Origin of the sequence: Rhodococcus sp. UNC363MFTsu5.1, assembly GCF_000686785.1 — a bacterium.
In the GTDB taxonomy this organism is placed as follows: Bacteria; Actinomycetota; Actinomycetes; order Mycobacteriales; family Mycobacteriaceae; genus Rhodococcus_G; species Rhodococcus_G maanshanensis.
The window spans coordinates 93661-116129 of the sequence record NZ_JMLO01000004.1 but is presented as its reverse complement, the minus strand read 5'-3'; the positions used below and the strand labels follow the sequence as shown (position 1 = coordinate 116129).

At 70.1% G+C, this 22469-nt stretch carries 24 protein-coding genes and 2 riboswitches; of the genes, 4 read left to right on the top strand and 20 right to left on the bottom strand.

What is annotated here, in order from left to right:
• Positions 1–3: 3 nt before the first annotated feature.
• The 8 genes from BR31_RS0107290 to BR31_RS0107255 form a co-directional block, all read right to left on the bottom strand.
• Positions 4–1812: an APC family permease gene (locus tag BR31_RS0107290; protein ID WP_231496410.1), complete on the bottom strand. Its 1809-nt coding sequence runs from the start codon at positions 1810–1812 to the stop codon at positions 4–6.
• Between the two features lie 210 nt (positions 1813–2022).
• A complete protein-coding gene (locus BR31_RS0107285; protein ID WP_027500385.1) occupies positions 2023–2625 on the bottom strand; it encodes a peroxidase-related enzyme in 603 nt (200 codons plus the stop codon).
• Positions 2622–3128, bottom strand: coding sequence for a hypothetical protein (locus BR31_RS27745; RefSeq protein WP_156042385.1), 507 nt, complete (start codon positions 3126–3128; stop codon positions 2622–2624). Before BR31_RS27745 ends, BR31_RS0107285 begins: the two co-directional genes overlap by 4 nt.
• Positions 3125–4147, bottom strand: coding sequence for an LLM class flavin-dependent oxidoreductase (locus BR31_RS0107275; RefSeq protein WP_027500384.1), 1023 nt, complete (start codon positions 4145–4147; stop codon positions 3125–3127). Before BR31_RS0107275 ends, BR31_RS27745 begins: the two co-directional genes overlap by 4 nt.
• A 1-nt stretch (position 4148) precedes the next feature.
• Positions 4149–4892 carry an ABC transporter ATP-binding protein gene (locus BR31_RS0107270; RefSeq protein ID WP_027500383.1) on the bottom strand — a complete coding sequence of 248 codons (744 nt, stop codon included), beginning with the start codon at positions 4890–4892 and terminating at the stop codon, positions 4149–4151.
• Positions 4879–5778, bottom strand: coding sequence for an ABC transporter ATP-binding protein (locus BR31_RS27740; RefSeq protein ID WP_051637047.1), 900 nt, complete (start codon positions 5776–5778; stop codon positions 4879–4881). The genes BR31_RS0107270 and BR31_RS27740 overlap by 14 nt, the downstream gene beginning before the upstream one ends.
• Positions 5759–7594: an ABC transporter permease gene (locus BR31_RS0107260; RefSeq protein ID WP_027500382.1), complete on the bottom strand. Its 1836-nt coding sequence runs from the start codon at positions 7592–7594 to the stop codon at positions 5759–5761. The genes BR31_RS27740 and BR31_RS0107260 overlap by 20 nt, the downstream gene beginning before the upstream one ends.
• Positions 7591–8739 carry an ABC transporter substrate-binding protein gene (locus BR31_RS0107255; protein ID WP_027500381.1) on the bottom strand — a complete coding sequence of 383 codons (1149 nt, stop codon included), beginning with the start codon at positions 8737–8739 and terminating at the stop codon, positions 7591–7593. Before BR31_RS0107255 ends, BR31_RS0107260 begins: the two co-directional genes overlap by 4 nt.
• A gap of 310 nt (positions 8740–9049) precedes the next feature.
• A riboswitch (SAM riboswitch) is annotated at positions 9050–9163 on the bottom strand.
• Positions 9164–9351: 188 nt separating this feature from the next.
• Between BR31_RS0107255 and BR31_RS0107250 the strand changes: the two genes are divergently transcribed.
• Positions 9352–10128, top strand: a complete 777-nt coding sequence (locus BR31_RS0107250; RefSeq protein WP_051637046.1) for an SDR family oxidoreductase — start codon at positions 9352–9354, stop codon at positions 10126–10128.
• Here the strand turns inward: BR31_RS0107250 and BR31_RS0107245 are convergent.
• A complete protein-coding gene (locus BR31_RS0107245) occupies positions 10125–10703 on the bottom strand; it encodes a TetR/AcrR family transcriptional regulator (protein WP_027500379.1) in 579 nt (192 codons plus the stop codon). The two genes, BR31_RS0107250 and BR31_RS0107245, sit on opposite strands and share 4 nt — an antisense overlap.
• A gap of 102 nt (positions 10704–10805) precedes the next feature.
• On the opposite strand from BR31_RS0107245, the gene BR31_RS0107240 reads away from it, so the two are divergent.
• Positions 10806–11432, top strand: coding sequence for an FMN-dependent NADH-azoreductase (locus tag BR31_RS0107240; RefSeq protein WP_027500378.1), 627 nt, complete (start codon positions 10806–10808; stop codon positions 11430–11432).
• A complete protein-coding gene (locus tag BR31_RS0107235; RefSeq protein ID WP_037175862.1) occupies positions 11410–12633 on the top strand; it encodes an MFS transporter in 1224 nt (407 codons plus the stop codon). Before BR31_RS0107240 ends, BR31_RS0107235 begins: the two co-directional genes overlap by 23 nt.
• A gap of 64 nt (positions 12634–12697) precedes the next feature.
• Here BR31_RS0107235 and BR31_RS0107230 read toward each other — a convergent pair whose 3' ends face one another.
• The 10 genes from BR31_RS0107230 to ssd form a co-directional block, all read right to left on the bottom strand.
• Complete coding sequence (locus BR31_RS0107230) at positions 12698–13558, bottom strand: hypothetical protein (protein WP_027500376.1); 861 nt, start codon at positions 13556–13558, stop codon at positions 12698–12700.
• The gene (locus BR31_RS27735) at positions 13555–14307 is read right to left on the bottom strand and encodes an HAD family hydrolase (protein ID WP_051637045.1); all 753 of its coding nucleotides are present in this window, start codon (positions 14305–14307) and stop codon (positions 13555–13557) included. The genes BR31_RS0107230 and BR31_RS27735 overlap by 4 nt, the downstream gene beginning before the upstream one ends.
• Positions 14304–15116 (bottom strand): AfsA-related hotdog domain-containing protein, encoded by an 813-nt coding sequence (locus BR31_RS27730; protein ID WP_051637044.1) that lies wholly within the window; start codon positions 15114–15116, stop codon positions 14304–14306. The genes BR31_RS27735 and BR31_RS27730 overlap by 4 nt, the downstream gene beginning before the upstream one ends.
• Before the next feature lie 22 nt (positions 15117–15138).
• Positions 15139–15250: riboswitch (SAM riboswitch) on the bottom strand.
• Between the two features lie 122 nt (positions 15251–15372).
• Positions 15373–15717 carry an Rv3654c family TadE-like protein gene (locus BR31_RS0107215; protein WP_027500375.1) on the bottom strand — a complete coding sequence of 115 codons (345 nt, stop codon included), beginning with the start codon at positions 15715–15717 and terminating at the stop codon, positions 15373–15375.
• Positions 15714–16097: a TadE family type IV pilus minor pilin gene (locus tag BR31_RS27725; RefSeq protein ID WP_051637043.1), complete on the bottom strand. Its 384-nt coding sequence runs from the start codon at positions 16095–16097 to the stop codon at positions 15714–15716. The genes BR31_RS0107215 and BR31_RS27725 overlap by 4 nt, the downstream gene beginning before the upstream one ends.
• Positions 16094–16297 carry a DUF4244 domain-containing protein gene (locus BR31_RS0107205; RefSeq protein WP_027500374.1) on the bottom strand — a complete coding sequence of 68 codons (204 nt, stop codon included), beginning with the start codon at positions 16295–16297 and terminating at the stop codon, positions 16094–16096. Before BR31_RS0107205 ends, BR31_RS27725 begins: the two co-directional genes overlap by 4 nt.
• A 72-nt stretch (positions 16298–16369) precedes the next feature.
• Positions 16370–16954 (bottom strand): type II secretion system F family protein, encoded by a 585-nt coding sequence (locus BR31_RS0107200; RefSeq protein ID WP_027500373.1) that lies wholly within the window; start codon positions 16952–16954, stop codon positions 16370–16372.
• Positions 16951–17733, bottom strand: a complete 783-nt coding sequence (locus BR31_RS0107195; protein WP_037175933.1) for a type II secretion system F family protein — start codon at positions 17731–17733, stop codon at positions 16951–16953. The genes BR31_RS0107200 and BR31_RS0107195 overlap by 4 nt, the downstream gene beginning before the upstream one ends.
• Positions 17730–18920: a TadA family conjugal transfer-associated ATPase gene (locus BR31_RS0107190; RefSeq protein ID WP_027500371.1), complete on the bottom strand. Its 1191-nt coding sequence runs from the start codon at positions 18918–18920 to the stop codon at positions 17730–17732. The genes BR31_RS0107195 and BR31_RS0107190 overlap by 4 nt, the downstream gene beginning before the upstream one ends.
• Complete coding sequence (ssd, locus tag BR31_RS0107185; protein ID WP_027500370.1) at positions 18917–20032, bottom strand: septum site-determining protein Ssd; 1116 nt, start codon at positions 20030–20032, stop codon at positions 18917–18919. The genes BR31_RS0107190 and ssd overlap by 4 nt, the downstream gene beginning before the upstream one ends.
• A 380-nt stretch (positions 20033–20412) precedes the next feature.
• Here ssd and BR31_RS0107180 point away from each other — a divergent pair, with 380 nt between their 5' ends.
• Entirely contained in the window at positions 20413–21243 is an 831-nt protein-coding gene (locus tag BR31_RS0107180; RefSeq protein WP_442970206.1) for an HAD-IB family hydrolase, read from the top strand.
• A gap of 448 nt (positions 21244–21691) precedes the next feature.
• Here the strand turns inward: BR31_RS0107180 and BR31_RS0107175 are convergent, their stop codons facing one another.
• On the bottom strand, positions 21692–22444 hold the full coding sequence (locus BR31_RS0107175) for a Fic family protein (protein ID WP_027500368.1): 753 nt from the start codon (positions 22442–22444) through the stop codon (positions 21692–21694).
• Positions 22445–22469: the final 25 nt, after the last annotated feature.

The following is a 22469-nucleotide window of genomic DNA, read 5'->3' as shown; positions in this document are numbered from 1 at the left end:
AGCCTATCCGACGTGCACGCGCGGTCTGCGAGACACATCGGGCTCGGCGCGGCGCAGCACCTCCCGGGTCACGGACGCCACCTCGCCGTGCCCGAAGAACAGGAACTGCAGAAGGTTGCGGACCGGATTTCCCTCCGTCCACTCGAAGTACACGTTCGGGACCGTCCCGGTCCGGTCCCGGATGTCGAGCAGGATCGCGGCGATGGAGTTGGGGATGGCCGCGCTGCGAACCGTCAGCACCCGGAACCCCTCGCGGTGATGTCCGTGCACCCGCAGGTCGGTGGCGAACTCCGACGCATCGGTGACGCTCACCTCGAGGAACAGGAGGTGCTCGGCGGCCGGGATCCGGCTGACCCGCCGCCGAGCGGACTCCTTCGCCCGATACGCCTCCGGGTCCGGGCGGTCGGCGTCGTGGGCGACGATCCGGATGACCCCCCGCGCGGCCTCGTCGATCAGCTCCCGTGCGGTGGCGTCGTAACTCACCGAGTAGGCACGCAGTTCGTAGGCCCGCGTGAAGCGGGACGCGAACGAGACGGTCAGGATCGCGAGGATGAACAGGATCGCCAGGTGCAGGCCCTCCGGGCGTTCGACGATGTTGACGACGGTCGTGTAGACGAAGATGACCGCGACCACCGCGAAACCGATCGCCTTGCGACGCTGACCCCGCCGGTACGCGGACAGCGCGACGGCGACGGCGGCCGAGGTGATCAGCACCAGGACCCCGGTGGCGTAGGCCGAGCCCTGGGCGTCGACGCTCGCGTCGAAATACCAGGTGACGCCGAACGCGATCGCGGCGAACACCAGCACCAGCGGCCGCACCGCCCGCGCCCAGTCCGGGGCCATGCCGAACCGGGGCAGGTACCGCGGGACCAGGTTGAGCAGGCCGGCCATGGCCGAGGCACCGGCGAACCAGAGGATCGCGATGGTGCTCACGTCGTACACGGTCCCGAAGACGTTGCCGAGGTATTCGTGGGCCAGGTAGGCCAGCGCACGCCCGTTGGCCTGTCCCCCGGCCTTGAACTCGTCCGCCGGGATCAGCACGGTGGTCAGGAAGCTGGTCACGATGAGGAATGCGCTCATGATCAGCGCGGCGGTGGTCAGCAGGTGCCGCGCCCCGCGGATCCGGCCGCGCGGCGCGGACCTGGTGTCGCTCGGATCGCCCTCGATCTGGGGCATCACCGCGACCCCCGTCTCGAAGCCGGACAGGCCGAGCGCGAGCTTCGGGAACACCAGCAGCGAGATCGCGACCATCATCCAGGGGCTGCCGTGCTCGGCCGTCAGTGCCGCGGTCCAGTCCGTGACCACGGAGGGCGCGGTCGCCACGTGCCACAGTCCGGCGGCCACCACCACGAGGTTCAGCGTCAGGTAGGCCCCGACGAGCGCGACCGCGATCCCGATCGCCTCCGCGAAACCCTTGAGGAAGACGGCCGCGAGCAGACCCAGCAGGACCAGCGTGACCAGCAAGTTCTCCCCACGCAGGGCCGCGGGCGCGAACGGGTTCTGCACGACATGGGCCGCACCGTCGGCGGCGGACAGCGTCATGGTGATGATGAAGTCGGTCGCCGCGAACCCCAGCAGGACCAGGACGAAGATCTTGCCGCCCCATTTCGGCAGCAGCCGGGCCAGCATGGCGATCGAGCCCTCGCCGCGCGGGCTCTCCTGCGCGACACGGCGATACACCGGCAGCGCGCCGAGCAGCGTCAGCCCGACGAGGACCAGGGTCGCCATCGGCGAGAGCACGCCCGCGGCCAGGGCGGCGATGCCCGGCTGGTACCCGAGCGAGGAGAAATAGTCGACGCCCGTCAGGCACATGACCTTCCACCACGGGTGCTTGTGCTCCGGCTTCGACACCACCCGGAACGGACCCTGGTGTCCCGACGGTTCCTCGGTGATGTTCTCGAACAGCCAGGACCGCAACCGCGACGGCGATCGATCCCTGGTGGTCACAAGCCGATACTGCCACCGGCCAGGGGTCTCACCCCGCGAAACGCGGCCGATGAGGCCGCGAGCGCGCCCCGGCCCTCACGCCGCCCGCGCGGGGACCTCCGGTTCGCCGAGGCTGAGCATCAGCCGGTTCGCCCAGGAGAACGACGCAGTGGCCAGCACGAGGTCGCCGATCTCCTCGGCGGTGAACCCGACGGCGCGAAGCCGCGCCAGGTGATCCGTGTCCGCGCGCGGTGGCTGGGCGGCGAGCGCGGCGGCGAAGTCGACGACGGCGTCCCACCGCTCGTCGACGCGGGCCGTGACGCCCTCGTCCAGGATCTTCTGCACATCGGCAGGCCGCTTGGACAGCTCGGCCGTGAAGCGTGCGTGCACTGAGGTGCAGTACACGCAGCCGTTGTGCCGCGAGGTTGCCGTCGCCGCGAGCTCTCGCTCGATACGGGAGAGCCCGCCGCGCCCGTAGAAGATCTCCTTGTCGTTCGCGCTGCGCTCGCCGAGCACCTCCGGATCGCGGGCCAGCAGACGGAAGTACGGGCTCTCGCCGCGGAAGCCCTCCAGATGGGACCGCTGCTCCTCGGTCGCGTCCTCGAGCCGGATCGGCTCCAGCCAGGGCACCCAGTCCAGCTGCTCCTGGGTGAAACCGCCTGGGCGGCGGTGCTGTTCGACCTCACGTACCTCGGTCATGCCGATTCTCCGATCAGGGTGTACCCGGCGACGAGCCGGATCTGGTAGTTGACGAAGCCGATCGCCTGGGACACGGTCACGATCGCGGCCTCCGACAGCCCGACCGCACGCAGTGTCTCGATCGCGGACCGGGCGGCCGACGAGGGATCGACGGTGACCAGCGCGGCATGACTCAGCAATGCCGCGAGCACCGGGTCGTGGACGGCACCCGTCGCCACCGCCTCGGCGAGGTCCTCGGGCAGCAGCGCCGAATAGTGCTCGGCGAGTGCGGGTTGCCGAGCGAGCACCGCGACCCGCAGCGCGACGGCGACGAGTTGCTCGCGGGTCGGCAGATCGGCGGACGGCGCGACGAAGAGCGCGTCGTGCAGCCGCTGGGTGTGCTCCGCTACCGCGGGCCGCACCGACCTGAGCGGGGACACGGCGCCCGCCAGCCGGGCGCCGAGCACCCCGTCGAGCACATCCGCCGTCGAGTTCGGCGGGGACTGGGTCGAAGACGTTGTCATGGTCGTGATTCCTTCCGGTAGGCGCCATTCCAGCCGAGGCGCGGGGCCACCTTCGTGGCGATGAGTTCGATCGAGTGCAGCGTCGCCGCCTGGTCCGGGTCGATCGGATGAACCTGGAAGATCAGATCGGTCGACTGCTGCGCAGCCGGGTCGGCCGCGAGCAGGTCGGTGACCTCGTCCGGGGTGCCGACGACGGAATCGCGCAGAATGTCCTCGGCGCTCTCGCTGCCGTCGGCGAGGCCGAGCCGCTCCAGGTATCCACGGAAGCGCAGCGCACCGCGCCGGGCGAGCTCGAGGGCCACCTCGTGGTCGTCCGCGACGAAGACGCTGCGCGAGACGCCGATCCGCGGCTTCGCACCCGCCGGGAGCGCCTCCCGGTACGCCTCGATCAACGGCTGCTGGACCTCCCCGAGGGTCGCGCCCTCGAGACCCGGTTCCCTCGGCTGGGTTCGAGACAGCAGGAGACCGTCTCCGGATTCGCCGGCACGGACGGCCCCCGAGACCGAGAAGGTCGCCTGCCAGCGACGCTCGAGCAGCCCGGTCGCCCGCGGGTAGAGCCGCTTGTCGTCGACGATCTCGGATCCCGACAGCGCGGCCGTCAGGCGACTGATCTTGTTGTCGTACAAGGCCCGTCGGTCCGCGTCCGCCTGAGCGAACAACGCGAACGCGCTCGCCGACCCGCCGGTGCCGAGACCCAGTTCGAGCCGGCCACCGGACAGCGCGTCGAGCACCGCCGCGTCCTCGGCGACCCGGACCGGGTCCTCCAGGCCGAGCGTGACGATGGCCGTGCCGAGGCGGATGACGCTCAGCCTGGCCGCCGCGTGCGCCAGGAACACGAACGGTGACGGCAGGCCGCCCTCGGCGGGATCGACGTGATGCTGGGCCACCCAGCCGACGTCGAAACCCAGTTCCTCGGCGAGGACGAACTGTGCCAGTGCGTCACGATAGAGCTCGCCCGCGTCCCGACCCTCGTCACCGACCAGTCGGGTGAACCACCCGAGCCGCTTGTCCTCGGTCACGTCATGCCACCTTTCCCAAATATGCTTCGCGAACTGCGGGATTTCCCAACAGGTCAGAGGCCTTGCCGTGCAGCACGATCTGGCCGCCCACCAGGACGTTGCCGGTGTGCGCGATGGACAGCGCGAGCTCGGCCTGCTGCTCGACGATGAGGATCGCGAGCCCGAACCGCTCGTTGAGCCGGACGATCTCGTCGAGTACCCGGTCGACGAACAGCGGGGACAGCCCCATCGTCGGTTCGTCCATGCAGATCAACCGCGGCCGGCTCATCAGTGCACGCGCGAACGCCAGCATCTGCTGCTCGCCGCCGGAAAGCGTCCCCGCGTGCTGTCCGCGCCGCTCCGCCAGCCGCGGGAAGTGATCGAACAGCTCGGCGGCCCGTTCCGCCAGCACCGAGCGCCGCTCGCGATGCACGTAGCCACCGACGTACAGGTTCTCCTCGACCGTCATCTCCGGAAACACCCGGCGCGCTTCGGGAACCGAGGCCAGTCCGGCCTTGATCCGGCCCGCGGGAGCCACCGCGGTGGCGTCCTCCCCGTCGATCAGCACCCGCCCCGTCGCGGGGGTCAGCAGCCCGAGGGCGGTCTTCATCGTTGTCGACTTACCGGAGGCGTTCCCCCCGAGCAGGGACACGATCTCGCCCGGCCGGACCCGGATGGACACCTCGTCGAGCGCGCGCGAGCGCCCGTAGTACACGCTCACCCCGTCGAGTTCGAGGATCGGGGCCGCGTTCTCATCGACCGCCATCGGAGTCCACCTGTCCTCCCCCGCCGACCGTCGCGGGCCGCAGGCGACGCCTCCCGAGATAGGCCTCGATCACTCGCTCATCGGCCTGCACCTGTTCCGGGGTCCCGACCGCGATGATCGAGCCCTCGTCCATGACGATCACGCGATCGGAGAGCTGGTTGACGAGCTCGAGCTTGTGCTCGACCAGGATGATGGTCTGGCCGTTCGCCTTGAGCTCGGCCAGTTGACGTCCGACCTCGGCGGTTTCGCTCTGATTCATGCCCGCCGCCGGCTCGTCGAGCAGCAGCAGGACCGGGTCGAGGGCGAGGGCGCGCGCGATCTCGGTCCGCCTCCGGTTCGCGTACGACAGGGTGTAGGCCGGGTCCCCGGCGCGCGGCGAGAGCCGTTCCCCGAATCTCGCCAACCCGGAATCCACCTCGGCGCGCAGGATTTCCCGCTCGGCACGCACCTTCCGGGTCGGCAGCAGCGCCAGTGCCAACTCCGCGAGAATCGGCACCCAGCGGAGCACGGGATACCGGACCAGGGAACGGATCGGTCGCGCGGCCCCGAGGGTGGTGTGCAGCCCCACCTCTATGTTCTCGGCAACGGTGAGATTTCCGAAGACCCGGCCGTTCTGGAAGGTCCTCGCGATCCCCGCCTCGGCCGCGTCCTCCGGGGAACCGTTCCGTACCGCGCTGCCGCGCAGCAAGATCCGGCCGGAATCGGGGCGGAGGACGCCCGACACCAGGTTGATCGTGGTGCTCTTTCCCGACCCGTTGGGCCCGATGATGGAGACGAACTCACCCCTGTTGACCTCGAAGTCGATCCCGTCGACTGCCCGCACTCCACCGAAGGATCGGCGCAGTCCCGTCACCGACAGGATCTGCTCAGGCTGCTGCGCTGACACGGTCCCTCCTCGTCCAGATTCCCTGTGGCCTGAAACGGATGATCAACAGCAGGATCACCCCGTAGAGCAGAATGCGGACCTCCGGCGCCAGCCGGAACAGCTCCGGGACGCCGATCAGGACCACCGAACCGAGGATCGCGCCGTAGGGCGACCCGGTCCCGCCGAGCACGATGATGGTGACCACGAGTAGCGAGAGCCCCAGGTTGAACACCGTCGGATCGATGTACGAGTACTGGTGCCCGAGCAGAGCTCCGCCGATGCCGGAGAAGACCGCGCTGATCGCGAAGGCGAGCGCCTTGTAGTCGCGCACCCGGACGCCAGACGATCTCGCCGCCACCTCATCGGAGCCGACCGACCTGAGCACCGTGCCGAGGTGTGACCGCTGGATCGCGACCACCGCCGCCACGGTCACGGCCAGGAATACCAGATCGAGGCGGAACAAGTCGGCGGCCGTGGAGAACTCGTATCCGAAGATCCGCGGCGCCGGGATCCCGAACAGTCCGTAGCTGCCGCGGGTCACCGATTCCCAGTTGCGGATGATCCCGACCGTGACGACACCGATCCCGAGCGTGGCGATGGCCACGTAGTGGCCGTTGAGCGTCCACAGCGGAGCCGCAAGCACCGAGGACACGATCGCCGCGGTCAGCGCGGCCGCCGCCACCGCCGCGAGGAAGGGCCATTCGTAGCTGATCGTGAGGATGGCCGAGGTGTACGCCCCGATCGCGATCGGCCCGGCCTGGCCGATGGTGAGCTGGCCGGCCGAACCCGCCACCAGCGTCATCGAGACCGCGATGATGGCGTAGGCGATGATCTGGGTCCCGACCACGAGGCCGTAGCTGTTGGAGACCAGCGGCACCCCGAGCCCGACCACCACCAAGACGGCCGCCGCCTGCCACCACTGCACCCGGATCTGTCGACCCGCCCCGAGGAAGGTGCCGGTCAGCGGTTCACTCGCGATGGACGGCGCCCTCCCCAGCAGTCCCCCCGGTTTCAACACGAGGAGGGCGATGAGCACCCCGAAGGTGATCAGGTCTCGGTATCCGTCCCCGAACTGGTAGATCCCCACTGCCTCGACGATGCCGAGCACGAAGCCCCCGAGAACCGCACCGGGAATCGAGCCCAGCCCGCCGATCGTCGCCGCGACGAATCCGCTCATCCCCGCGATCGTGCCGCTGGTCGGTGAGATGTTCGAGTTGTACAGTCCGACAAAGATTCCCGCCAGACCACCGAGGCCCGATGCGATGATGAACGCCAGGTTCTGTACGCGAGGAACCGGGATCCCCATCTGGAGGGCGGCATCGGGGTCCTGCGCCGTCGCCCGGATCGCCAACCCGTACCGTCCGTACTTGAGAAAGCCGGCGAGGGCGGCCATGACCACGATCGTGATGGCGAGCATCACGACGTCCGAGGTCCCGAACCGCACGCCGCCGATCTGCCAGTTGTTGGTCGGCAGCACCGCAGGGAACGGTCGCGTCTCGGGTCCGAAGACCATCTGGACGAGATTCTCGATGATCATGCCCGCGGCGACGGTGGCCAGGAGGGCCGCCACCGCCGGACCACGACTCAACGGGCGCACCGCGACGATGTTGATGACGAATCCGAGCAGACCCGAGACGGCGACCACCACCACGATGGTCGTCCACAGTGACAGCCCGAGTTCGGCGATCAGCCACCAAGCGAAGATCGATCCGAACGCGAACACCGCGCCGTGGGCGAAATTGATCACGTTGGTCACGCCGAAGATCAGGGTGATCCCGACGGCGATCAGCGCATAGGCGTTGCCGTGGATCAGTCCGGCTATGAGGGTGTCGATCATGTGGTGGGTACGAACTTCCCGTTCTGGAGCACCAGCTCGCGGGGCGAGACCCCGTCGGGACGGCGAGACTTCTGGTCGAAGGTGAACTGGCCCAATCCGATTCCGTTGAACTCGGATTCCTTCAGGCCCTTCAGGACACCCTCCCGCGTCGCACCACCGTGGTTCGCGGCGTCGACGAGGACCTTCAGTGCGTCATAGGCGTAGACGTTGAAGTCACCGGGATCGACCCCGAACTTCGCCCGGAACTTGCCGACGAAGTCCTGGATCCGGGGATCGGTGTCCGCCGGGCTGAAGATCCCGTTCACGATGTCGCCCTCTGCCGCGGGGCCGGCCAGCTTGATGAACTGTGGCGTGTTCTGGCCCCCGAAGAACTGCTTGTCGAACCCGACGTCCCTGAGCTGCTTGACCACCAGGGCGCCGTCGGGTCCGTAGCCGAGGTGCACGAATGCCTCCGGCGCCGCCTCACGACCCTTGATCAGGATCGGCTTGACGTCGGTGGAGTCAGGGAGGATCGGCGAGGAGTAGACGATCTCGACACCCTTCTCGGCCGCGAACTGCGAGAAGTACTTGAATGCCTGCTTACCCCAGTCGGTTTCGAGATAGACGACGGAGACCTTCTTCGCCTTGCGGGAAACCCACTCGGCATTGCGCTCCTGGAAGACGTCGAGCGTGATCGATGGACTCCACGAGTACTCGCCCCCGTTGGTGAACTCGACCGCGGAGTTGGTGAATCCGTACTGCACCAACTTGCCCCGGTTGTACACCGGGGAGGCGGCGATCGAGGCGGGCGAGGAGAAGTCGCCGAGCTCGGCGATCACCGTCTGGTCGTCGACGAACTTCGTCGCGATCGGGACGGTCTGCTTCGGGTCGGACTGCGAATCCTCCCATTTGAGCTCGACCTTGCGCCCGTCGACGCCGCCGTTCTGGTTGATCTCCTCCAGCGCCAGGTCGAAGCCCTGCTGCCAGAGACGCCCGTATTCCGCCGACGGCCCCGTCTTGGGGCCCGACACACCGAAATAGACGGTGCCGGCGGTGGCCGCCTCCGAATCGCTGCATGCGGCGGTCAAACCGAGTAGCGACACCGAGGCGACCATTCCCGCCACTAGCCTGCGGGTGCGTCCTCGGACGGCTGGATGGGTACTCATTCTGCGAATTCCTCCGGGTGTTCATCCACGCGAGCTCGCCGCGACAGACGGGAAGCCTTCACCCGCGACCTCGTTGTCGCGGACAAAGGGGAATGGACGTTGAAATAGAGAGACGGGGAATGCGAAATACACCGATCGCCGATACCGGCCCTTCATACGACGAGGGGTCGACGTCGATATCCGTCTCTTTGAATTCTCTACTTGCCTGCGCGATGCAACGGCAGCGCTCGACTCGAATACCGATCAGTTCTCAGACTGATCGGCTTCTACACTCCATGGTGATCATCAACGTGTTCGGCTTTCACAACAGTAGGGGCGCTTGCCGTATCCGCATGGATACAGCCCGGTCCTCACCCGGGGCACCCCACCGCTCCGCGAGGGTTGCCGATCAGCAAGCCGGGGCTGTCAGCTGATACTCATGACCGTTGGGAGAGAAGGTATCCGGGCCTCCACCAGGTGTCAACCGTTCGGTTGGGCTGGCAGGCCGCCACGGCCCGCGCCGGCCTTCCCGCGACCATCCAGCCCTGCACATTTACAATTCCGAAACGGTTCACAATAATTCGGATCACCGTGAAAACAATGGACCCGAACACAATTCAGTAGTGTCGGACCGTGAACGAATCCAGACCGGCGCCGGTCAACCTGAACGTATCCGACGCCCGAATACTCGTCATCGGCGCGAGCAGCGGCATCGGCCTCGCGGCCGCCGCGATGGCATACCGGGCGGGGGCCTCCGTCGTCGGCGTCGCCAGGGGTGAGGCGAGCCTGAAACGGTCCTTCACCACGATCGGCGGACCGGACGCCGCCCGCTTGGTCCCGATCGCGGCGGATGCCCGCGACCCGGCCGGGCTGGAGTCGATCTTCACCCACGCGGGCCCGGTCGATCACGTGCTGCTGACGGCGGGATTCGCCGCGACCGGCCCCGCACGGACCACCCCGTGGCCGGCCCTCGAGTCGGCGTACCGCGACCGCCTCGCGACCGCATATGCCGTCGCACAACGCGCGGCACCCACCCTGGCGGCCGGGGGTTCGCTCGTCTTCACCTCCGGCGGATTCGCGATCCGGCCTGCGGCCGACACCAGCGTCGTCGCGGCCGGGCTGGCCGCACTCGAGACGTTCGTCAGGGGGCTCGCGCTCGAGTTGGCGCCGAGAAATCGCGTCAATGCCATCCGGCCGGGGCGGATCGACACCCCGATGCTGCGCGGCGCCCTCGCCCGCACCGCAGGCGGCCCCGTCGACGACGAATCGGTTGCGGCCGCGGGACGTTCCATCCCGCTCGGGCGAATCGGCGACGCCCGCGAGGCCGCTCACGCGGCGCTGTTCCTGATGGCGAACTCGTACATCACCGGTGTCACACTCGGCGTCGACGGCGGCCAGGGCCTGCGCTAGCAGCCGATCGCACGCTTGCCGAGCTCGATGATCGAGGCCCGAAGGGTGGCCTCGTCCACCGCCTCGGCTCCACCGGTCACCATCGTCAGCAGGTGCGGCACGGTGGACGGCCATGCGGCGATCCCGATCAGTGTGAACAGCGAGATCGCGGTGCGGACGTCCGCCTCGCGGCCGAGCAGGCCCGAGAGGCTCTGCACCTTGTCGAGGTACACCTGGCTGCGCGCCTCGACGCTCGGCAGATCCTCCTCCCGGTAGTGCAACGACTCCCACATCAACAGCCGCAGCAGATCCGGGCGCGCGCGATGGAAGTCGAACACCGCGCCGATGTACTCCTCGATGTCGGTCTCGGGTGTGAGCGGATGCGCCTGACCGAGCTCGGTGAGCGCCTCCATGATCACCGCGTCGAACAGCTTTTCCTTGCTCCCGAAGTACCCGTAGATGCGTTCCTTGTTGACGCCTGCCCGCTCGGCGATCCGGTTGACCCGTCCGCCCGCGATGCCGTTCTCCGCGAACTCAGAGCGCGCCGCGTCCAGGAGTTTTCGTCGCGTCGATGATCCGTCGGCTTGCCCATCCATGCGCGAATCCTATCCGCAACACTTCCGGGTTTCCCGAACCCTTGTGCGCCAACCAACTGGTTGGTAGAAGTAGGGCCTGCCCACACAATGGAAGGACCTTCGATGACCAACGCCCTGCACATCAACGCCTCCGCGCGCGGCAAATCGAGCGACTCGCGCGGCATCGCCACGACGTTCCTGGACGCCCTTGCCGCCCAGGACCCAACGCTCACCGTCGACACGCTCGACCTGTTCGAGGAGCGGCTGCCCGACTTCGGCACCGCCGCCGCGGGCGCGAAGCTCGCCGTCTTCACCGGCCAGGAGCAGACGCTCGAACAGCGTCGGGCCTGGGAGCAGGCCCGAGAGGTCTTCGACCGATTCGCGGCGGCGGACCTCTACGTGCTGAGCATCCCGATCTGGAACTCCGGAATCCCGTACATCCTCAAGCAGTGGATCGATCTCGTCACTCAGCCGGGGTGGGCGTTCGAGTTCGATCCGACGCAGGGGTACACCGGTCTGCTCGCGGGCAAGCGAGCCGTCACCGTCTACACCAGCGGCGTCCACAGCCCCGGCGTCCCCCTGGAGTTCGGAGCCGATTTCGCGACCCCGTTCGTCGAGGACTGGCTGCGCTTCGTCGGCATCGAGTCGGTCTCCGAGATTCGCTACGCCCCGACGGTTCTGACCTCCGACCCCGGGGCCGGCCTTGCCCTCGCGCAGGAGCGGGCGCGTGAGCTCGCAGCTGCCTTCTGATCTCGCGGCGGCGCCCGCCGCCGCGACGGCGGAACCACACTGGGCGCCGACGGGACGAACGGTCGGCCTGATCTGTCTTGCCGGTGTCCTCGTCGTCGGGCAGCTGTATGTCGTTCTCCCACTCCTCGACGCCCTGGCGCGGGAGTGGGAGGCGGCGCGCTCGGCCGTGACGTGGACGACGACGTGCTTCGGGCTGGCCTACGCGCTGGGCTTTCTCGTCACGGGTCCGTTCTCCGACCGCTGGGGCAGGCGCCCGGTGATCGTCGGCGGGCTGCTGGCGACCTCGGTGACGACCCTGCTCGTGGCACTCGCCCCGAGCCTCGAACTCGGGCTGACGGCCCGGATCGCGCAGGGTGCGACCGCCTCCCTGTTCGCCCCGGCCGCCTTCGCCTACCTCGCCGAGCACATCGAGCCGCGGCGGCGGGTACTCGCGCTGACCTGCCTGACCAGTTCCTTCCTCGCGGCAGGCGTGCTCGCCCAGGTGGCATCGCAGGCGGCCGCGGCCGCATGGGGCCCGAGCGCGATCTTCCTGCTGAGCAGCGTGGGATTCGTGCTGGTCGGCGCGGCAGCCTGGTTCGTGCTCCAGCCGCGGGCACCCTCCCCAGACCCGCGGACGAACGAGCCGTCCGGCCTCCGCGCCTCGTTCCGGCCGTTCGCCGGTCTGCTGCGGAACCCGGTGTTGGCCTTGCTGTTCACCAGCTGCATCAGCGTGCTCGGCGTGTTCGTCGGCCTCTACACCGGGATCCAGCTCAGCCCCCCGGACGGCATCGGCGACGGGGCGATGCTGGCGCTTCGGGCCAGCGCCCTGCCCGCGATGATCGCGGTGCCGCTGCTGGCGGGCCGGCTGGCCGGGGTGGCCCCGACGACCCGGGTCGTCGCGGCCCTGCTCGCCGCGGCGATCACCGCCGCGGCCACGATCGCGCCGTTCGGGGGCGTGTGGGTCGCACTGTGCCTGTTGCTGTTCGTGGCGGCGATCGCGGTCGCCGCTCCCGCGCTGGTTCAGGCCATCGCGGAACGGTCGGGACCCGCCCGCGGCGCTGCCACCTCGTTGTACACGTTCACCCTGTTCCTCGGCGCGAGCACCGGTCCCCAGTTGGCCAATCTGCTCGCCGGGGCCGGCTACTGGGCGGTCGCGGGCGCGATGTCCGCGGTGGCCCTCGTTGGCGCAGGCCTCGCCTACGCGTCGGCAAGAGTCGGCTGAGAACGACCGAAGCCCAGAGCCCCTGTCCCGTTGCGGGACAGGGGCTCTGGTGTGAGCGCCGGATTCATTCCCTTGTGGTGAAATCCTCGAAGCCGGGGACCGGGATCTTCAGTTGCGCATGGATGTCGCCACCGAGCCCGAACTGACCGATCGCACCCCCGTAGTTCTGCTGGTAGCTCTGCCACAGCACCACGACGCTGACGATGCGGTTGGCGCCGGGGCTGTCCGCGGGCGGGAACGCGTTCGGCAGTGAGGCCCGGTACGTCGCGCGTCCCTCCGGATCGGTGACGAACACGTTCGGCACACCCAACGGCCCCGGTCGCGTGGGCGCGGCCGGGTCGAGGTCCCGCTGGCGCAGCGACATCACGGTGTACAGCGACTCCGGGATCAGGCCCGAGAACTCGAAGTCGAACTCGCCGTGCCTGCCGTCAGCGCTGACTCCGACCCGCACGGTGCCTCGCGCCCGCAGCCAGTTCCCGAGGGTGACCGGTTCGGTCAGGCGCCTGCCGTCCTCGTGCCGCAGATCCGGGATCGGCGTCTCGTGGAAGGCGTAGCTGGGCCGCCGGACCTTCGCGGCCTCCGGCACTTGGTCGGGCGCGAAGACGATCGGATAGTTGTTGGCGGGCAACGGTAGCGGCAGGGTGTGCAGCACCGTCGCCTCGTCCTCCGCCGACAGCTGCGCCCCGAGCTCGCGCACGATCGCGTACGGCTCCACGCCCCCGAACACCGGAACCGGGGTGCCCGCATCGACGATCGCGCTCCCCCACTCCCGCGTCACGGAGCCGTCACCCGCGTCCCGGGCGATCCACCCGACCACGATGAAATTGCCCTCGTCGTCGACCGCCTCGCTGGGCGGATAGAGCGGGCCCTGCGTGGTGGGGGTGAGCTCGTAGACCCTGGATCCGACCGAAACCTGTTTCGTCACAGGATCCCTCGCTGCGCGAGCCCGGCGGAGGCGGAGCCCGCGAGCGGGCCGGCTCCGGCGAGGCCGGTGGTCTCGCTCCCGAGTGACCGCCACCGATCCCGGGCAGCGCGCGCCAGGAGCACCTGGTCGTCGCCGCGCAGTCCCGGGTGCCCGACCGCCTCGAGGAAGGCGAGATCGCTCTCGTGGTCGCCGTATCCGTAGCTGTTCTCGGCGTCGACCCCGAGTTCGGCCTGCACCGAGGTGACCGCCTCCGCCTTCGCCTGCCCGATCATCGGCCGCTCGACCTCGCCGGTGAGCACTCCCCCCTGGTCGGTGACCGGGCGGCTCGCCACGATCCGGTCGGCACCGACGGCCTCTCCGATCGGAACGAGGGCGGGCGCAAACGAACCCGAGAGCAGCACGATCGCGGCTCCGGCCTCGCGATGGGCGTGCAGTGCGGCCAGGGTGGCCGCGTAGTACGGCGCGTTGGTGGATTCGAACTCCCGGTACCACCGGCGGCCCGATTCCTCGAGCTCGACGAGCGGCACTCCTCGGAACGTACGGTAGTAGCTCCGGTTCACCTCCTCCCTGGGGGCACCCTCGTCCGACTGCCGCCGCAGCGCGCCGAGCAGCCTCGCGTACTCGCTTCCGTCGTCACCGCGTTCCCAGAGCCAGTGTTCGAGGAAGGCGAACATGCTCTTGACGGTGATCAGCGTCTCGTCGACGTCGAAGAAGGCGACCTGCCCGGGCCGTGGGCCGGTGCCCGTCACGCGGTGGCCCCGAGGAAGGCCTCGATCGCCTTCGCCGCCTTGCGCCGCTCGATCTGGCTGATCGTCGAGTTCTCCAGCGCGGCAAACGAGATCGTCGCGGTCGCGACGCTGCGGCCGAACTGGGTCACCTCGATGTCGATCGTGAACTGCAGCTTGGCCGGGTCCTGGATCGACACGGCGCCGAACCGGGCCTGCAGCGAGGCGGGCAACGGGAACAGGAAGGTCTTGAACGAGAGGTCGATCGAGTTCCAGACCACGTAGTAGTGCCGTTCGGGCCAGCGGTTGCCGTACTCGAGCTCGAACGCCCCGAGGAACAGCTGCCGCGCCGCCTCGACGATCACCAGCCCCTGGACGTGCTCACCGGTCTGGTGGTCGATGAGCAGCTCGTTGTCCCCGTCGATCCGGAGGTCGGAGGTGAAGCTCCCGTCCTCGGCACGCGTCAGGTTGGCGATGAGGACGTTCGTCTCCTGGTACTTGTGCACGTGATGGCGTGGCGCCGGGGCGTCGATGTCGCCGAGCAGGCGAACCTCCGCGGCCGGGGCATGGATCGACGCGACGTGCTCGACGTATTCTTTGTCGTGCCGCTTGATCCCCTGCCCGAGCCGGATGGTCAGGTCGGGGTCGATGTTCCGGAACGCGCCGCCGCGCAGCGCGGAGACGAGACCCGACACTGTGTGGACGCGTGTGCCATCGGCGAAGCCGCGGAATCGATCGGCGACGACGACCAGATCCGTGAGCGGGACCTCGGCGACGGCCTCGGCGACCGGGAGCTGCGACGAGAGAGCCGGGGCGAGCTGTACTGCGGACATGGGTATCCCCTTCGAGGACTGAATTGAGCGCTTATGGCGTCGGATGACCGCCATCCGGTCGTCACCCGGAGCACCCCGCCGCACTGGAGGGTTGCCGATCAGCGAGCCGGGGCTTGACGCTGATACTCATGACCGTGGACAGAAAATTAGGTCCACCCGAATCGCCCGTCAACCCAACCAACCGATTGGTTGCTGTGAGGTGAGGCTCAAGTTTGCGATCGGGTAAGGGCGTCGGACGGCGTGCCTGGTCGGGCCGCTACGACACCGGACCCGCCCTGGCCGCCGCGACGGCCTCACCACCTCCGACGGCCGGTAGCGGCAGCCGGACACCGACGGTTACCACCACGTCCCAGCCCTCGACCCGGCAGTCGCGGACCACCGCCCGCATCCGCGCGGCGATCGTGGTCGCCGACGCGCACGCCGCCTCGGCGCCTCGCTCGAGGGCGGCCGCGGCCGCGAGCGCCGCCAGGTCCGCCGCCGACTGGGCCCGGTGCCGGGCCGACACCGCCGAGCCGAGGTGGATCACCAGGGCCGCCACCGCGATCAGCGCGAACATCGCCCAGCAGGCGAGAACGGTCGCGGAGCCGCGCTCGTCCCTCACCTTCCCGCTCCGGTCGCCGCGGGAGGCGGCGAAGCGACGACGGAGGCCTCGGCGACACCCGAGTCCTCCATCGCGGCAACCGCTTCCGCCGAGATGTCGAGCGCGGGCAGCAGTGGCACCGCGGCCTCGACCACCGCGGTGGCGAACCCGTCGACCTCCCGCACCGTGATGCGCGCACCGCGAGGAGCCACCCGCTGCGCCGCGAGGACCGCCTCAGCCCGATCGCCGCGCGCGACGAGCCGGGCCGCCTCCCGCGCGGCGTCCACGCAGCGAACATGCGCGGACACCGCGAGGAAGGAACCCAGGCACAACACCACGACCACCGTGATCGAGGCGATCGCGATCGCGGCCTCCACCGTCACCGCCCCGGCCTCGTTCACACCGCGGTGTTCAGCGCCTTGTCGATGATCCCGGTCAGCGCCGTCACGATGGAGTCGCCCGTCACCACCGAGTACAGCACTGCCCCGAATGCCGCCGCAGCGATTGTCCCGATCGCGTACTCCGCGGTCGACATGCCCTCCTCCGCGGCAGCGGCGAGCAGCAATCGGGTACGCAGCACACCAATCCCCTTGGTCACCATGATGTTCCCCCTTCTCGATCACCGCCGCGGCGTCTCCGCGGCTGGTCCTCTCGGTCCTTCGGCTGCGCGGACTCACAGCACACCCCCGCTCAGCACCCGGGTGGCCAGGCCGACCACAACCGGGACGATTCCGAGGCAGAGGAACGCGGGCAGGAAGCACAGCCCGAGTGGACCGCTGATCAGCACACCCGCCCGTTCCGCCGCGGCCACCGCCCGGTCCTCGAGCGCGAGCCTGCGCTGCGCCGCCAACTCGGTCACCGCAGCCGCGAAGGCCGCGCCGGACCGCGAGGAGCGACGAGCCATCCGCGCGAGCCCGTCGGTCTCCGAGTGCGCCGCCGCACGCTCCCAGGCGATCTCGGGCTCTGCGCCGAGGGTGAGCAGGTTCGCGGCCGAGTCGAGCGCGCTGCCCAGCGGCTCCGGAGCGGACACCGCGACCGCCTCCGCCGCCACGGCGACGGGCATTCCCGCCTGCAGGCACGCCGCCAAGAGGTCGAATCCGGCCGCGATCGCCATGGGATCGGTGACCTCGCGATGCCGCGCGCGCTGCGCCCGCCCCCGCGACGCCGCCGCCGGTCCCCGGAGTCGCGCCGCCGCCGAACCGGCACCGGGAGCGGCGAGCGCGGCGGCCGCGAACAGCACCGCAGCCCCCGCGCTCATCGGGTCACCCGCCCGGTGATGCGGTCGGTCCAGAGCAGGCCGGCGCAGGCGAACACCGTGCCGAGTACCAGCAGCATCCCCCCGAGACCGCCGGACAGCAGCACCCGCAGCGGGCTCGCGCCCATCAGCTGGCCCAGCGCGATCCCCAGCAACGGCAGGCAGGCGAGCACCGCCGCCGTGGCCCTGGCTCCCGCCAGCCCGGCCTCCACCCGGTCCCGGAACCTGATGCGCCCCACCAGGTCCGCGCGGACCGCATCGAGCAGGTCCGCCAGCGCGACACCGTACCGGTCGGCCACCCGCCATGCCGCCGCCACCCGCGCCAACTCGACGTCGATCGCGCTCCCTTGAGCCTGCAATCCGTCGGCGGCACTGCCACCGAGCCGCGCGCGGGCCGCGGCGGTCCGGAACGCATCCGCCGCCGCACCGCTCGATTCCCCGGCCGCGGTGGTGCAGGCGTTCGCCGGATGTGCCCCCACCCGCAGCTCCCCCGTCGCCGCCTCCAGGCAGCCGAGCAGCCCGCGCAGGTCCGCGTCACGCGCGCACTCGCGGCGACGGCGAGCGCGGCGATAGGCCGTCGTCAACGCGAGCGCGGCGCCCGCACATCCCGCCGTCGGCGCGTAGATCATCACGGCCGCAATCAATCCGAGCGCCACCGCCGCCCGCAACCGGGCATGCCCCCACGGCCCCGCGACGCGACGCGGCGGGCTCAGTCTCGTCATCGACCTGGTGGTGGGCGCGACGATGAGCGCGAGCGCTGCGGCCGTCGACGCCGCGATCACCACGCCCCCACCCCGACGCCGCGTCGCTCGAGCAGGTCCGCGAGACGGTCCGCGCCCGGACAACTCCCCGCCGCCGGGGTCCACGCGGGCAGCACGCCGACCTGCCCGCCCTCGTCCCGGTCCAGCACACCGATCTGGGCGAGCCTGCGCCTGCCGTCCGCCGCACGGTGCACGTGCAGCACCACCTGCACCGCCGCCGCGAGCTGGCTGTGCAGGGCGGCACGATCCAGGCCGCCGAGCGCCGCCAACGCCTCCAAGCGGGCAGGCACCTCCTCCGGCGAGTTCGCGTGCACGGTGCCCGCCCCGCCGTCATGACCGGTGTTCAACGCGGTGAGCAGGTCCACCACCTCGCCACCGCGCACCTCGCCGACCACGATGCGATCAGGCCGCATCCGGAGCGCCTGCCGCACCAATTGCCGGACGGTCACCTCGCCGACCCCCTCGACGTTCGGGGCGCGGGCGACCAGCCGCACCACGTGCGGGTGGGTCGGCGCCAGCTCGGCCGCGTCCTCCACACAGACGATCCGTTCACGTCGGTCGACCTGCGCCAGCAGCGCCGCGAGCAGGGTGGTCTTACCGGCGCCCGTCCCGCCGACGACCAGGAACGCGAGTCGGGCGGCGACGATCCGCACCAGCAGTTCACGGGCCTCGGCGGGCACCGTGCCGCCCGAGCAGAGGGCGTCGAGTCCCTGTGTCGCGGGGCGCAGCACCCGCAGCGACACGCAGGTCCCGCCCTGCGCGAGCGGCGCGAGCACCGCGTGCAGCCGAACGCCGAAGCCGGACCCCGCCGCCGCGGGGAGGCGGCCGTCCACCCAGGGCTGGGCGTCGTCGAGCCGCCTCCCCGCCGCCAGCGCGAGGCGCTGTGCGAGCCGCCGCACCGCGGCCTCGTCGGCGAACCGGACCGGTGCGCGCTCCAGGCCTGAGCCCCGGTCCACCCAGACCTGGTCCGGCGCGGTGACCAGGACGTCGGAGACATCCGGCTGTGCGAGAAGCGGTTCCAGTGCTCCTGCACCGGTCAGTTCGGTCTGCAGGACCTGCAGCGCGTCGAGCAGGTCCGTGTCCCCGAGCACCCCGGAGGCCTCCGCCCGGATCGCCGCGGCCACCATCGCCGGGCTGGGCTGCGCCGACGTCCTCGACAACCGCTCCCGAACCCGGTCCAGGAGTTCGGGCGAGACCAGGGAGCTCATCCGGCCCGCCCCCCGGTACCCGTCCCGAGCACCTCGAGGATCGCGCCCGCACCCGCGGCCAACGGCGATCGCCTTCGCAGCCTCAGGCCGCCGCGCTCCAGGGCGGCCGACAGCCGCGGCTGCGGCCTCATCACCGCGAGCACGGGAAGCCCGAGTAGCTCGGCGACATCCCTGCCACGCAGCCCGCCGGGCGCCGGACCTCGCACCACCACACCCACATTCGGATTCCTGGTGCGCGCCGCGGCCACCACGGATTCGGCGGCAGCCGCCGACCGCACCTGGGCGGGCACGACGACCGCCACCAGGTCGGCCAGATCGAACACCGCGGCGGCCAGGTCGCCGAGCCCCCGTCCCACGTCGCACACCACGAGATCACCGGCACCGCAGCCTGATTCGATCATCGCCCGCATCGCCGCCGCGGACGGCCGTCCGGCCTCGCCGCCGCGCCCGCAGGACAGCACCGCCACCCCGGCGCCCGCACCGGGCAGGGCGTCGTGCAGGGCGGCCGCCGACACCCGGCCGCCCTCGACGACCACCGCGGGCCAGCGCAGCCCCGGCCGATCCTCCAGACCGAGCAGCAGGTCGAGGCCGCCGCCGTGCGGATCGGCATCCACCAACAGCGAGCGGCTCCCGGCCCGACGTGCGGGGCCGGTCAGGGCGATCGCCGCGGCCAGCGTGGATGCCCCGGCGCCCCCACAGCCGCCGACCACGGCGATCACCGAGCCGCCTGCGACGGTGCGGTCGCGCCGCTGCGCAAGCGCTTGGACCAGGGCGGGTTCGTCGGCAGGCAGGACGAGAACGGACTCCGCCCCCACCGCCGCGGCGGCCTGCCATTCGGGCAGGCCGGGCGGGCCCTGGCACACCACATGGACGGCCGACCTGCGCGGCAACGCGTCGGCGGCGCAGGCTAGGGCGGCGGCGGGATCCAGCGCGATCGACGCGGCGCCGTCCCATACCTGTCGGGGAATCGGGAGCACCCGCTCGTCGAGGGCGCGGTCGGCCGCGGCCGCGGCACGGCGCACGCTCAGGGACAGGCCGTCCTCGGCGAGGACCGCGAGGACCGGCCGGACATTCGACGGACGAGGGGCATCCGATGCATGTGGGGGTTCCATACCGACGAGCCTGCGCGACCGGACGGGACCGCAGGCCTGGGATCTCGCCGAATGTGGACAGAATCCGGCCTGGGGATGGATTCCGGTACCCGCGAACCGTTCCGGCGTCGATGTGCCATGCGGAACCGATCGCGCTGTGTGGGAGCGGAGGAGGCCCGAACGAGCCAGAAAATGGAGGAAGACCCCCGCCAGGGGGGGAGGAGGCGGGGGTCTTCAGAGTTCAGCCCCGGGGGGTCGGGCTGAACACACCCAGATCAAGTCCAGGTGATTTTGATACTACACCCGCCGCGATCCGAGTTTGCAAATTCGAATTTCCTGTCGGAGATCCGAAGGTGAACACTGAGAATCGTGCTCGGATCCACGATTCACCCGGGGGCTCTATCCTGGATTCCGTGACCGCAGAGGCGAACAGACAGCCCGGGAACGGCCGGGTCGCGGCGTTCTTCGACCTGGACAAGACCATCATCGCAAAGTCGAGCACGCTGGCGTTCAGCAAGCCCTTTTTCGACCAGGGCCTGATCAATCGACGCTCGGTACTCAAGAGCAGTTACGCCCAGTTCCTCTTCCTGCTCGCCGGCGCCGACCACGACCAGATGGAGCGGATGCGCACCCACCTGACCAATATGTGCGCAGGCTGGGACGTGGAGCAGGTCCGCGCGGTGGTCGCCGAGACGCTGCACGACATAGTGGACCCCCTCGTGTTCGCCGAGGCGGCCGATCTGATCGCCGACCACAAGCTGCGCGGCCACGATGTCATCGTGGTGTCGGCATCCGGCGAGGAGGTGGTGACGCCGATCGCGGACGCCCTCGGAGCCGACCACGCCGCGGCGACCCGGATGGAGGTCAAGGACGGGCGCTTCACCGGCGAGGTCGACTTCTACTGCTACGGCGAGGGCAAGGTCGACGCGATCCGCGAACTGGCGCGGCGGGAGAACTACGATCTCGATCGCAGTTTCGCCTACTCGGATTCGGTGACCGACCTGCCGATGCTCGCCGCGGTCGGCCACCCGACCGCCGTCAACCCGGACCGCGCCCTTCGGAAGGAAGCCGCCGGAAACGGTTGGCCCATACTGACTTTCTCCAACCCGGTGTCCCTCCGCGCCCGCCTCCAGCCACCGTCGAGGACGACCGTCGCGACGACCGCGGCGCTGAGCTTCGGGGCGCTCGCGGCGGGCGCGCTGACGTACGGATTGCTGCGTCGTCGGCGCTGACGGACCCCGAAGACTGGTATCAATCCAGGTGTCCGAACCCCTTGAAGCGAGTGCTGTCACAGGGTACAAAGGAGTTACGGATTGAACGGCAGGCCAAGGTCGCCCCGGAAGAGAAGGATCGGTCTCCCGGCCGCAAAATCCCAGCACGGACACCAGGCACCCACGCGGAGCCGCAAGCCACTATAAGGGCAGCAGCGTTGTGGGCCTGCGTGACTCGAACATTCGGCAGCGAGGACCTTGCACGAGTTGCAGAGGCGAACTGACGATGCTCGAGCCTACGCCGAGGCCGGACACACAACCCACCAAGCACGCTTGGTAACCCGGCGATCCGTGCTAGCGGGCGGCGAAGCCGACGAGAGTCGGCAGCGCCGCTCGCATTGCGTCCGGGGCCGTTGACGCACCGAGCCCAGTGCCGTTGCGCCGCAGACGAAGTCCGTCCCCGATCGGATCAGCCCGCGGCCGCCGCGTCCGCGATCGACGTGGCTTCCCTCGCCCCGGCTTCCATCGCGCCGCAGCACAGGATCACCCAGCTGCCGACACCCTCCGGGGTTCCCGACGCGAAGCCCTTGACACCGTCGCGATACGCCTGCTGCCGCCGCAGCCAACTCACCTCGGGCACACCCAGATTGTGGGGATCCAGCCCGGTCGATGCCGCCACCAGCCGGGACGCGGCCCTGGCGACGATGCCGTCGGCGGTGCCGAACGGGGCCAGCGACAACAACTCCCCGTGCACCACGGCCGCCAGGACCGGTGCGGGCGCCTTCGTTCCACCGGTCACCAACTGCGCGAGACCGTCGAGTCGCTCGGCCACCCCTTGGTCCGTCCGCGGTCGGCCCAACGTGGACTGGTCGGTGACGAGGTCGGCCGCCGCGAGCAGGTGCAGCCGGGCCAGCGCCTGGAGCGGCGCCCGCTGCCAGGTCGGCACCATGATGGTGAGCGCGTCCCCGTCGATGGCCTGAGCCACCCGCAGCGCGCCCGCCAGGATCGGATCACCCTCCTGGCCCTCGGCGGGCAGTTCGGTGCTGCCCCCGTCGATGGACGCCGACGCCCGGGCGGCCCGGATGGCGGCCTCGGCCGCCGTCGTCGGCCAGCCGCGGCGATTGGTCTTGTGCCGGTGCACGTCGCCGAGCGCATCGCGTGCCCGGTCGGCGGCCTCGCGCACGCCGGGTAGGTCCACCAGGGGCTGCAAGGGGTCGTTCACGCTGCTCAACGCTACCCGGCGCCGC